This window comes from Sphingobium sp. B11D3B (genome assembly GCF_025961735.1).
GTDB lineage: Bacteria > Pseudomonadota > Alphaproteobacteria > Sphingomonadales > Sphingomonadaceae > Sphingobium.
Genome location: NZ_JAOQOF010000001.1, coordinates 2,411,702 through 2,423,977, shown reverse-complemented (window position 1 = coordinate 2,423,977; position 12,276 = coordinate 2,411,702). Strand labels below are relative to the sequence as shown.

General features: G+C 63.5%; 6 protein-coding genes. All 6 read left to right on the top strand.

Going from position 1 to position 12,276, the window contains the following annotated elements; translation table 11 throughout:
- Nucleotides 1-15: 15 nt before the first annotated feature.
- The 6 genes from M2333_RS11355 (at nucleotide 16) to M2333_RS11330 (ending at nucleotide 12,275) form a co-directional block, all read left to right on the top strand.
- Nucleotides 16-2,280 carry a TonB-dependent receptor gene (locus tag M2333_RS11355; protein WP_264611822.1) on the top strand — a complete coding sequence of 755 codons (2,265 nt, stop codon included), beginning with the start codon at nucleotides 16-18 and terminating at the stop codon, nucleotides 2,278-2,280.
- A gap of 50 nt (nucleotides 2,281-2,330) precedes the next feature.
- Complete coding sequence (locus tag M2333_RS11350; protein ID WP_264611821.1) at nucleotides 2,331-3,980, top strand: carboxylesterase/lipase family protein; 1,650 nt, start codon at nucleotides 2,331-2,333, stop codon at nucleotides 3,978-3,980.
- A 55-nt stretch (nucleotides 3,981-4,035) separates the two neighbouring features.
- Nucleotides 4,036-6,741: a glycoside hydrolase family 2 TIM barrel-domain containing protein gene (locus M2333_RS11345; protein WP_264611820.1), complete on the top strand. Its 2,706-nt coding sequence runs from the start codon at nucleotides 4,036-4,038 to the stop codon at nucleotides 6,739-6,741.
- Nucleotides 6,731-7,645, top strand: coding sequence for a sugar phosphate isomerase/epimerase family protein (locus M2333_RS11340; RefSeq protein WP_264611819.1), 915 nt, complete (start codon nucleotides 6,731-6,733; stop codon nucleotides 7,643-7,645). Before M2333_RS11345 ends, M2333_RS11340 begins: the two co-directional genes overlap by 11 nt.
- 30 nt (nucleotides 7,646-7,675) lie before the next feature.
- Complete coding sequence (locus tag M2333_RS11335) at nucleotides 7,676-9,088, top strand: neutral/alkaline non-lysosomal ceramidase N-terminal domain-containing protein (RefSeq protein ID WP_264611818.1); 1,413 nt, start codon at nucleotides 7,676-7,678, stop codon at nucleotides 9,086-9,088.
- 259 nt (nucleotides 9,089-9,347) lie between these two features.
- Nucleotides 9,348-12,275 (top strand): TonB-dependent receptor plug domain-containing protein, encoded by a 2,928-nt coding sequence (locus M2333_RS11330; RefSeq protein ID WP_264611817.1) that lies wholly within the window; start codon nucleotides 9,348-9,350, stop codon nucleotides 12,273-12,275.
- Nucleotide 12,276 lies beyond the last annotated feature (1 nt).

The window sequence follows — 12,276 nt, the reverse complement described above, 5'->3', positions numbered from 1 at the left end:
AGAGGATCTCCCTAAATGCGTTCTTTCCTACGTTTTTCCGTTGCGTCTGCTGCGTTGGCGGCGGCCTGTGCGGTCGCAACGCCTGGCTTCGCCCAGAGCGCCGCGCCCGAAGCCGGTGCAGGGTCTGAGCCGGAAGCGATCATCGTGACCGCCCAGAAGCGGGAGCAGGACATTCTTGAAGTTCCGGCGGCGGTCAGCGTGATCAACTCGGCGGTGCTGAACACCGCGCAGGTCACCCAGTTTTCCGACATCACCCGCGTGTCGCCCTCACTGACAGTGAACGAGCAGGGCAATTCGGCGTCGTCGTCCGTCTCGATCCGCGGCATCGGCACCTTCTCCTTTTCGACCAGCACCGAGCCGGCCGTCTCGATCGTCGTGGACGGTGTGGCACTGCTTCAGCAGGGCCAGGCGTTCGGTGGCGGGTTGAATGACATCGCGCAGGTTGAGGTTCTGCGTGGGCCGCAGGATTCCCTGTTCGGCAAGAACGCGTCTGCCGGCGTGGTCAACATCACGACCAAGAACCCGACGCGTGACCTGAGCGGCTATGTCGAAGGTGTCCTGACCAATGATGACGAGACGCGGGTATCCGCCATGCTCTCCGGTCCCATCGGCCAGAACGCCGGCTTCCGGCTGAACGGCTTCTATTCGGACCGTGAAGGCTACATCAACAACCTGACCAACGGTCATCGCCTCAATGGCGCGGAAAGCTACGGTTTTGGCGGCAAGTTCACTTACGGTGCCGGCAACCTCGATCTCACGCTGTCCGGCAATTACAGCAACACCAAGTCGAACGGCAACGCGCCGACCTATTATTATGTGACCCCTGGCGCGACCCAGAATGGCGCGGCGATTGACCTGCGCGGCATCCGGCCGGGCGTCGGCAACGACAATGTCCGCTTCGATGGCGATCCGCGCGCTGACAGCTTCCAGTATCTGCTGTCGGCCAAAGCCGATCTTGACCTGGGCTTTGCGACGCTGACATCGGTTTCCGCCTATCAGCGCTGGAAGCTGGAATCCGGTCAGGATCTCGACTTCTCTGCCGCGCCGACCCTCTATCAGGGCGGCCCATATGATGCGACGATGTTCAGCCAGGAACTGCGCCTGACCTCGCGGGGCGCCAGCCCGTTCGAGTATATGGTCGGCCTGTTCTATGCCGATGGCAATACCGATCGCCGCTTCATCCGTTCGGCGCCGTCTTTCCTGTCGTTCCTCCGTCAGGATTGGGATTCGACCGCATCGACGGAAAGCTATGCCGCCTTCGGTCAGCTCGGCTATAATTTCACACCGACAACCAAGCTTACGCTCGGCGGCCGCGTGAATCGCGAGACCGTCGGCGTGTTCTATCGCGATAATCGGCCGGCAACGCCTGTCGTCTACGAAGATCAGCGTAGCGATACGGCGGTCACCGGCAAGGCCTCGCTGCAGCAGTTCGTGAGCGACGAAGTGATGGTCTATGCCGCCATCGCCAAGGGCTATAAGGGGCAGGCCTACGACATCTCGTCGGGCTTCAACCAGTCGCGGATCGACAATCTCGTCAAGCCCGAGCATTCCGTATCTTACGAAGTCGGTATGAAGGGTCGCTTCTGGGGCAACCGTGGATCGTTCGCGATCACCGGCTTCTGGACCGACTATGACGACTTCCAGGCGCAGAGCGCGGAATTCATCGCCGGTGCGCCGCAATTCATTCTCAAGAATGTCGGCAAGCTGCGCACCAAGGGTATCGAGTTCGAGGGCTCCATCCGGGCGACTCCGAACCTCAATCTCTATGGTTCGGCCGCTTACGTCGACGCGAAGATCCGCGAATTCCCGGGCGCGAGCTGCTATCCTGGTCAGACGGTCGCGCAGGGCTGCGTCGCCATTCCGGGCACGACCACGTTCGTGCAGGATCTGGCCGGCGTTGGTCTCGCCAATTCGCCGGACTTCAAGTTCAACGTCGGTGGCGTATACGAGGCGCCCATTCAGGGCACCGAGATCAACGCCTATATGAGCGCGAACTATGCCTGGCAGGATGATGTCAACTTCTCGCTGGATCGCAACCCGCTCACCAAGTTCGATGCCTATGGCATCGCCAATGCCAGCATTGGCCTGCGCAGCACGGGCGCTGTGAACTGGGATCTGTCGTTCTTCGTCAACAACCTGTTCAACAAGGCGTATCTGACGTCCATCACCGATTATACGGGCAATGGATATTCGGCCCCGACGCTGATCCAGCAGGTTCCGCGCAACTATCAGCGCTATGTCGGCGTCCGCCTCCGGGTCGGTTTTGGAGCCAGCAACTAAAACCGTTCCGATCAACGGAACGAAACAGAACTGAAAGAGAGGACAGTACCATGACGATTGCCCGTTTGAGAGGGTTCATTCAGCAATGGCGTGGTCCTGGCCTCTTTTTCCTCGGCGCGTTATCGGCGGCCTCCCCGGCATTGGCTGGGGAGGCCGTTGGCGCCTCCGAGCCGCGGGTGACGACGCAGGCGGGGGCGATTGAGGGACGGATGCTGCCCTCCGGCGTTCGCGCGTTTCTGGGCGTGCCTTATGCTGCACCGCCGGTACGGGATTTGCGCTGGCGGGCGCCCCAGCCGGTGACGGCCTGGAAGGGCATCTATCATGCCGACCGGTTCGGCCCGCAATGCATGCAGCAGCAGCGCGGCATCCTGACCAACCAGTATTCCGGCGCGGAAGTCACTAGCGAAGACTGCCTTTATCTCAATATCTGGGCCAAGCCGGGACTCAACAAGGCGCCCGTGATCATCTTCCTGCATGGGGGCGGCTTCTTCATTGGGGCGGGCAGCATGGCGCTGTACGGTGGCGAGACTGTCGCCACGCGGGACATTGTCTTCGTCAATCTCAATTATCGCGTCGGCCCGCTTGGCTTTTTCGCGCATCCCGAACTGACCTCTGAATCGGGGCATAAAGCATCGGGCAATTATGGCTTCCTGGACCAGATCGCCGCGCTGCGCTGGGTGCAGGAGAACATCGCGCAATTTGGCGGCGATCCTTCCAATGTGACCATTGCTGGTCAGTCGGCCGGGTCGATGTCGGTTCTCGCTTTGCAGGCCAGCCCGCTTGCCAAGGGTCTTTTCCAGCGCGCCGTGGGCATGAGCGGTGCGCTCATCGGCTCGGCGGGGCCGGGTGCCATGCGTCCCCTGGCGCAGGCCGAGCAAGATGGCGTGCGGCTGCAGGTCATCTGGAAGGGCAGCAACCTCGCTGATCTTCGCGCCATGCCCGCCGACCGGCTGGTCGTGCCGCGCGTGCCCGGATCTCCGCCGGTCGGCCCGATCGAAGATGGCTATGTGCTGCCTTACCCGATTGACGAGGCCTTCAACCGCTCTGCCCAGAGCGATGTCCCGCTCGTGCTCGGCTTCACGCGCGATGAATCGCTCGGTGGCCTCGGCCCTGTGCAGACGCTGGCTGACTATAAGGCGCGGGCTGCGGCCGTCTTCGGCGATCGTGCGGACGCCTTCCTGAAGCTTTACCCCGCGGCGACCGATGCTGAAGCGAAAGCGCAGGCGCGGGTTGCGGACCGGGACGGGACGATGGCGGCGGCGATGGATGCCTGGGCGCGGGCGCAGGTCGCGAAAGGCAAAGCGCCGGTTTACAGCTATATGTTCGCCCGCCCGCATTCCTACCCGGCCGGGGTGCACATCCCCGACCTCGATCCCGCGACGGCCGGCGCTTACCACACCTCGGAAGTGCCGTTCTGGCTCTCCACGATCGAGAGCTTCAATCGCTTCCGCCCCATGCGGGACTGGTCCCAGGCAGACCGCGCGTTCAGCAGCGCGATGACGGATTCGCTCGTCGCCTTTGCCCGCTCGGGGAAGCCGGACACGCAGCAACTCAAATGGGTGACGTTCGACCCGGCCCGTCCGCGCCTGCTCGAACTCGGGGCTGATGCACATATCTCTGCCTGGCCGGACGAGCGCAGGCTGGCGTTCTTCCGTGCCGCGCCCGCCCAGCGTCCCGCAGGTGGCGCGGCGCGCGACTGACCGGCGAACTCCTGCCTGAAGACGCGCACTAGGACATGAAGAAGGCGAGATAGATATGCGGATGATGACATCGATGGCGCTGGTTCTAGCGCTCGCTGCAACGAGCCATGCCTCCCCATCGCTTGCCCGAGACGCGGTGTCGTCCAGCGATCAGGCCAGCGAGCACGTGCGCACCAGAATGGCGCTGGCGGACGGCTGGCAGTTTAATCTGGTCGGCGAGGCCGGTCCCGCCGCGCATGACCCGAAGCCGGAGAACTGGAAGCCGGTCTCGGTGCCGCACAGCTGGAATCGCGTCGGCTATTATCTCTCCGATCCGGAAACACATGTGAACTCGGCGGAGACAGTCAACAAGACCCAGGGCGTCGGCTGGTATCAGCTGACCTTCACGCCCGCCGCGGCGAATGCGGGCAAGCGCGCCTTTCTGGAATTCGATGCAGCCAGCCGGACGGCCGAGGTGTGGCTGAATGGCGTGCGCTTGGGTGAGCATCGCAATCCGTTCGGTCGCTTCCGCCTGGATGCCAGCAGCGTGATCCGCTTCGGCGAGCCCAATTCGCTCTACGTGAAAGTCGACAACACCCAGCCGCGTCTGGGGAACAGCACTGAGGACGTGCTGCCGATGACCGGCGATTTCTTTGTGCGGGGCGGGCTGTATCGGCCGGTCAGTCTCGTCATGACCAATCCGGTCCATATCGACATGCTCGATCATGGCGGGCCGGGCATCTACGCCGCGACCCGCAGCGTTGAGAGCGGCCGGGCGACTATCGATCTGCTCGCGCGGCTCAGAAACGACAGCGCCTCCGCGCAGCCGGTGACGATCGACGCGCAATTGCTCGATCATCGCGGCAAGGCGGTCGCGACATGGCGCGAGACGGCGCAGCTGGCCGCTGGCGCGGTCAGGGAGATGCGCGGTGCGCTGGTCGTCGCCAATCCGCATCTGTGGAACGGCACGGCCGATCCCTATCTCCACACGCTGCGCTTCGAGATGCGGTCTGCCACCGGCGAATTGCTCGATGCACTGGACCAGCCCTTCGGCATCCGCACGCTGAGGCTCGACCCGAAGGAGGGCTTTTTCCTCAACGGCAAGCGTACGCCGCTCGTCGGCGTGGGGCTGCATCAGGACAATGAAGCCGCCGACTGGGCCATGACGCCCAAGGACGTGGCAGAGACGGTGGACATCATGCGCGATATGGGCGCCAATTCCCTGCGCCTCGCCCATTATCAGCACGGCCAGCCGATCCACGACCTCGCAGACCGCTATGGCCTCATCCTGTGGGACGAGATCGCGCTGGTGACGGCTTGGACCAATGCGCGCGACCAGACCGAAGCGCCGGCGGGCATTCGCGAGAATGCGCGGATGCAATTGCAGGATCTCATCAAGCAGAATTACAATCACGCCTCGGTCGCGGTGTGGGGCATCGCCAATGAAGTGGATTTCGGCCCGGGCCGGCCGGACTTTCTGGGCCGCCCACCGGAGGTGCTGGCCAATCCGCGCCCGCTGCTTGACGAGCTGAACGCGCTGGCCAAATCGGTCGATCCGCTACGGCCGGTCGTGCTGGCGCAATGCTGTGAAGGGCGAGGCATGCCCGACGTGCCGCCCGTTGCGGAGTCGGTCGATGCCGTCGGCGCCAACCGTTATTATGGCTGGTATTATGGCGAGCCGGATCAGCTTGGCGCGCATCTCGATGAACTGCGCGCCAAGCGACCCGATCAGCCGATTTCGATCAGCGAGATCGGGGCTGGCGGCGCGGCCAACATGGCATCGGACAATCCGCTGGGCGGCCCGATTGAATCTGCTGGGCGGACCCAGCCGGAAGCCTTCTTCTCCTGGTATCATGAGCAGAGCTGGAAGGTGCTCAAGGATCGGCGCGATCTTTGGGGCATCTGGCTGTGGAACGGCTTCGATTTCGGCTCGACGGTGCGGCGCGAGGGCGATGCGCAGGACATCAATACCAAGGGCATCGTCACCTATGATCGCAAAATCAGAAAGGACATTTTCTACTTCTATCGCGCGAACTGGTCCGACAAGCCGACCGTCCACATCAACGGCCGTCGCTATGTGGACCGCGCCTATCCCGTCACCGACATTCGCGTTTACAGCAATGCCCCGGAGACCCTGCTCACGGTGAATGGCCGCACGCTGGGCGGTCTGAAGGATTGCCCCGACAGTGTATGCGTATGGCCGGCCGTGCGCCTGAAGCAGGGCGGCAATGTCATCGAAGCCCGTGGCGTGTTCCCGTCCGGCCCGGTCATGGATCGGATCGACTGGACCGTCGCGCCGGCGCAGGCCCGCAGCTTCCGCATCGACAGCGGCGCGCTCGTCGCCGCGCGCGCGCACGTGAAGTTCGGCTCGGATGAATTCTTCGTCGGCGGTACGGCAGGCACGACCGATCAGCCCGGCGGACGCGGCCGCCAGGCCGTCCTCGCCGAGATTAGCGGAACGGATCGGCGCGATGTGGTCGCGAGTTTTCGGCAGGGGAAGGCGTTCCAATACCGAATCCCCGCCGCCGATGGCCGTTACCGCGTCACGCTGAGCTTTGTGGAGCCAGACAAGGGCGTCGGCGAGCGGCGGTTCAGCGTCACCGCCAATGGCAGGCCGGTCCTGCAAGCCTATGACATTCGCGCCCAGGCTGGCGCCGTCCGCGCGGCCGTGCGTGAGACGTTCGAAGTCGATGTGACGGGCCAGATGCTGACGCTGCAGTTCAAGGCTTCCGTTGGCGAGGCGCTGGTGTCCGCCATTGAGGTCGAACCGGTTGGCAACTGAGTCGGATTCTGGCGTTGCCCGTCGCGCAGTGGTGGCGGGCGCGGTGTCTGCGTTCGCGGCAGGATGCACGCCTTCGCTGGTTCGGCCCGCGGCAGAAGCCGGGCCGCTTGGACTGGCGAGTATCACCGTCGCGCAGGCGCTCCAGCGCGACTATGCGGGGACTCTCAAGGCCGCCAAAGCGATGGGGTACACCCATTTCGGTTTCCCGCTCGCCGCGCTCTCCCCCCGCCAGCCGCCGGCGCCCGATCCGGTCGAGGTCGCCGCGATGGTGCGGGATGCCGGTCTGTCGGTCGGCGTCGTGCGGCTGGGTTACGGCGTGGCGCCGGCAATGCAGATGGCCACAGCGCGCAAGATCGGCGCAACGATTGTCGCGCAATCGGCCGCGCCGGTGTTCTTCGAGGGCGCGGTCCCCGGCAAGACGATGCGCGCGGCGTTCGAGGCGTGGCTCCCGCGACTGAACGACCTTTCCCACGCGGCACGCGACGCAGGCGTGCGTCTGGCTTTCCACAATCACGGTTGGGATCATGTTCCACTCGAGGGAGAGACCCCGCTCGCGTTGATCGCGGAGCGGTTTGCACCCGGCGAAGTAGATTTCGAGATCGATCTGGCATGGGCCGTCCTGGGCGGCGCGGACCCGCTTGCGCTAATCCGCACGCTGGGGCCGCGCGTCCTCGCCATGCATTTCAAGGATGTCGATCCATCGCGCGGGCCATCGGAGCATGACCGGCTGGTCCCGCCGGGCGATGGCATATTGAACTATGCGCGGCTGATACCGCTGCTCGATAGGATGACCAACGCGATCGGCTATGTCGAAGTCGATGCGCCGGAGGACGAGATCGCAGCCGCCGGCCGGGGCGCGGTGTTCGTGCAGCGCGTGCGGCGAGGCTCGGTCTCGGACCGCTGATAGCCGACACATTCAGGGGAGGGGTCTGTGATGAAAGTTCTGGTTCGCGCGGCTTTGTTTGGCGCCACCGCCTTTGCGGCATGGGGGCCGGCCGCCGCTCAGGATAGCGCGTGGAAGGCGGGGGCGGCGAAAGTCGAGACTACACCCGATGCGTCCACGCTCAGCCCCGGCGACATCATTCGTGATCCCCTCTACGTCCGCGCCCTTGTCATCGCCAATGACAAGAACTGCGCAGTCCTTGTCGGCGCCGATCTGATCGGCATATCCGACGCGGTCGCGGAGCAGGCGATCGCCCAAGCGGCAAAGATCGCGGGGTGCCCGCAAGAGAATTTCGTCGTGTCGGCCACTCACACGCATAGCGCATCCGGCTCGTCGCGCTTGCGCGCGGGTGCGGGGCTGGACGCGGGCACGGCCATCGTCAAGGCGGTGACAATGGCCAAGACCGCGTTGCGGCCTGCCACAATCGGCTTTGGCACGACGCAGGTTGACCTCAACATCAATCGCGACCTGTTGCGGGACAACCGCTGGACCCAGGGGCCCAATCCTGACGGACCATCCGACAAGACACTGGCAATTCTTGAAGCGCTGGGGGAGGATGGCCTACCGATCGGCGTCTATCTCAACTACGCCATGCACCCGATCAATTTCTACATGTCGGGCGTGGTGAGCGCGGACGTGCCGGGCGAAGCCTCGCGCTATATCGAGCGGCGCTATGGCGACGCCACGGTGGCAATTTTCGCGCAAGGCGCTTCCGGCGACCAGAACCCCAGATTCACGCGGGCGCAGAATAGATTGAGTCGCGTGCGCACGGGCGTGCCCGGCGCGTCGGACATGCGCGTTCTCGCGCGACTGGCAGAGGGCCAGCCGAGCGCTGGAGTGTCGATGGCAGACCGTATGGCCGCGTTGGGCAGCCCTGTGCCAGCACAAAGGCAGGCGGACTATCTTGCTGCGGTCGAGGACGTCAGCCAGATCGTCGCGGCAGGGGGAGCGCTTCTCGGGGAGAGCGCCATTGATCTCATGCATTTCGGCAAGTTGGCGCGTAGCCGGCAGGGGATGATTGCGGGCGCGGTCAGGCAGTTGCAATGTCCGGGGCGAGACCGGCTGGACCGGGACAATCCCGTCCGGGAAGGCGCCGCTCCGCCTTATGCCGACGGGGAACCGGTGACGATCCGCGCGGGCATGCTGAAGATCGGCCCGGTCTATATCAGCGCGATCAATGGCGAGGTCTACAGCGAGATCGGCACGCGTCTCAAGCGTTCCACCCCTGGCTTGCAATTGATGATGACCTCGCTGGCCAACGGATCGGCCAATTCCGGCTATATTTATTCCGACGCTGCGCGCTCGCATTTGACCTTTCAGGTCATTGGGTCTCGCCTGCAGCCGGGCTGCGCCGAAGACGCCATCGTGAGATCCGCACTCGAGATGATCGACGAATTGAAATGATGGGGTGGGCGAGTCGGCGTTCATTGAACCCGATTTATTGGTCAGGCAAATGTCGGTCGGTATCCCGTTGGCCGTGCCGTTCCACCGGTCCTGCAATAAAATCCGAGTAGAATCTGATATTTGGAAAGCTTTTGGTCCTACAGTTCTCGGCTGCGCAGTCATCATTTCTCTGTCTGGCATGCTGACCAAATTGTCATTGCAATTGCTATATTGTCGTGCAAACTGGTAAAACCAATAAGGGCAAACAGGGAGAGGGAATGTGCGCCTTAAAGCATGGATGCTTGCCGGTGGCAGCGCGATAATCATCGCCACGCCCATGGGGGCAATAGCTCAGTCTCAAACATCATCTACGGCTGCGCCGCAGTCTTCGGCATCGTCGCAAGAAGAAGGTGGTGTCGAGCAGATCATCGTCAGCGCTTCGCGCATCGATCGTGCAGGGTTTATTGCGCCCAGTCCGACCGTCGTCATCGGCGCGGAGCTGCTGCAGGACAGGGCCGCCGTCAACGTCGCCGACGTCATCAACGAGGTTCCGTCCTTCCGGCGCAGTCAGGCTCCGGAAAGCGGCGGCATCGGCAATTCCGGCGCGAACAATGCCGATCTGCGTGGCCTGGGCGCGGTGCGCACGCTTGTCCTCCTGGACCGGATGCGCTTGCCAGCCGTCAATGTGCCGGGCGCAGCGGTGGCTGGGGCGACCGACCTCAATCTCATTCCCTCGGCCCTGATCCAACGGATCGACGTCGTGACGGGCGGCGCGTCGGCGGCTTATGGTTCGGATGCCGTGGCGGGCGTGCTCAATCTGCAGCTCAATACCCGCCTGGAGGGCGTCAAGGGTTCGATGCAGTGGGGGCAGACGAAATATGGCGACGCCGATGACATGTTCGCGTCGCTCGCGTTCGGGACACACTTTGCCGGCGGTCGCGGCCGTTTCGTTATCGGTGGCGAATATGGCAGCAATGACGGGACGGATCTTTTCAATGACAAGCGGCCCTGGGGCCAGCGCAACGTCAGCAGCGTCACGCTCCCGACCAATCGTGCTGCCGGACTGCCGGCCAACCTGATAACCGACAATGTGATTTTTGGCATGTTGACGACAGGCGGCCTGATCAGCCCGACTGCCGCCAGCAATCCAGCGGCGCTGCGCAATCTGCAGTTCGTCGTCGGGCCGAATGGGACCGTGACGACTGCGCCCTTCGATGCCGGGCTGTATCAGGGCCAGATCGGCACGAACATGGTCGGCGGGACCAACGTGTCGCCCTATCAGGTGCTCCGCGCCAACACGCAGCGCTACAATCTTGCCGCGCATGCCGAATATGATCTCTCCGACAGCTTGACGCTATGGGCGCGCGGACTCTACTCCAACACCGAGGCGCAGAATATCAGCGCCCAGATTAGAGCGGCGACGGGCGGGACGACCGGTTTCCTTTCGATCAGCCGCAACAATCCCTATCTGCAGCAGGCGCTGACGCCAGCCCAGCTCGCGCTCATCCCCGCCAACGGGTCGCTGACGGTCGGCTATCTCGGCAATGATTTCGGCCCGCCGATCCTGCGCAACGCCAGCAAGACCTACAGCCTGTCCAGCGGCTTGCGCGGGGAACTGGGTGGCTCCTGGCGGTGGGATGCGGCCGTTCAATACGGCCGTAACAGAAGCTCGCTGGACCAGGCCAATACGCCCATCACCGCGAATTTCCTGAACGCGGTCAATGCCGTCACGTTGAACGGGCAGATCGTCTGCGCAAATGCCGCGGCGCGCGCAGCCGGCTGTCAGCCGATCAACATCCTCGGGCGTGCCAGCTATTCGCCGGCAGCCTACAATTACGCGTTCGGCACGACCCACGCAGTGGCGGAAACAACCTTGTTCGAGGCGAATGCCAACCTCAACGGGGATCTGTTTTCCCTTTGGGCGGGGCCGGTTTCGGCGGGCGTTGGCGCCTCTTACCGGCGTGAAACCTTCGTCACCGACGCGGACGATCTGAGCCAGGCCGGTGCCTTCATGGCGCGCGCACCCCGCGATTTTCCGAAGGCGAGCCAGTCGGTCAAGGAGGCCTATCTCGAGACGATCGTTCCGCTGTTGAGTGCGGACTGGGTCACAGGCTCGCTTGAATTCAACGGCGCCATCCGCCTGACGGATTATAGCGTCTCGGGCGAGGTGACGACGTGGAAAGCGGGTCTGGTCTGGAAACCGATCCCCGACATTCTGTTCCGGGGCACGCTCTCGCGGGATATTCGCGCACCCAGCCTGACGGAGCTGTTCACAGCGGCCGTGGCGACTGTGCCCCGCCCGATCTATGCCGATCCCCGCGCCGGGTTCGCCGGACAGCCCTCTTATGCGTATGACGTCGTCACGGGCGGCAATGCCGGCCTGACCCCTGAAATCGCCAAGACGTTTAGTGTAGGCGCTGTGTTCAACCCGCAATTCCTGTCGCGGCTGAACATCTCGGCGGACTATTTCCAGATCAAGATCCAGGACGCCATCGGCGCAACCGGAGCGGGCACGTCGCTGACCAACTGTCTGGGCACGGGCACGGCGGATCTGAGCAGCCCCTATTGCTCGCTGATCACCTTCGCCAATAACGATCCTGCGAACGGCGCTGTGCTCTCGGTGTTGGCGCAGAACGCGAACTTTGCGGAATTCAAGACCCGCGGCATCGACATGGCGTTGTCCTACATGCAGCCGGTCGATGAGATATTCGCCGGTGCGCAGGGCCGCATCACGCTCAGCGCACAAGCCACCCGCACGCTGGAATATCGCTCGACCTTCGACGTTTCGCTGGCCTACCCCAATGGTGTGAACCGTGCGGGGCAGACCGGTGCGATCTTCGGCGGGACAGCTGGCGTGCCGAAGTGGGTGGTGAACACCTCTCTCGCCTATCGCGGCACGCGGTTGGAAACGAGCGTCAACTTCCGCTGGATCAGCCGAAGCAAGTTCAACAACGCCTTCATCGGGCCGGACGAGCCGGGCTACAGCCCGACGCTGATCAACAGCATCAACAACAACATCGTCCCGGCGCGCGGCTATGTAAACCTGAGCGTGGCCTACAATGTGGGTTCGCAAGACCGGAAGGTGCAGATCTATGGCACGGTCAACAATCTGTTGAACCAGGAGCCGCCGCTCCCCGCCGTCAATAACAACGCCTGGTACGATCTGCTGGGCCAGAGCTTCAGGGTCGGGGTCCGCTTCGATCTCTAGA

Bases quoted from the DNA above. Each gene is read 5' to 3' on its own strand.
- M2333_RS11355 (WP_264611822.1), top strand. From the start codon at position 16: ATGCGTTCTTTCCTACGTTTTTCCGTTGCGTCTGCTGCGTTGGCGGCG.
- M2333_RS11350 (WP_264611821.1), top strand. From the start codon at position 2,331: ATGACGATTGCCCGTTTGAGAGGGTTCATTCAGCAATGGCGTGGTCCT.
- M2333_RS11345 (WP_264611820.1), top strand. From the start codon at position 4,036: ATGCGGATGATGACATCGATGGCGCTGGTTCTAGCGCTCGCTGCAACG.
- M2333_RS11335 (WP_264611818.1), top strand. From the start codon at position 7,676: ATGAAAGTTCTGGTTCGCGCGGCTTTGTTTGGCGCCACCGCCTTTGCG.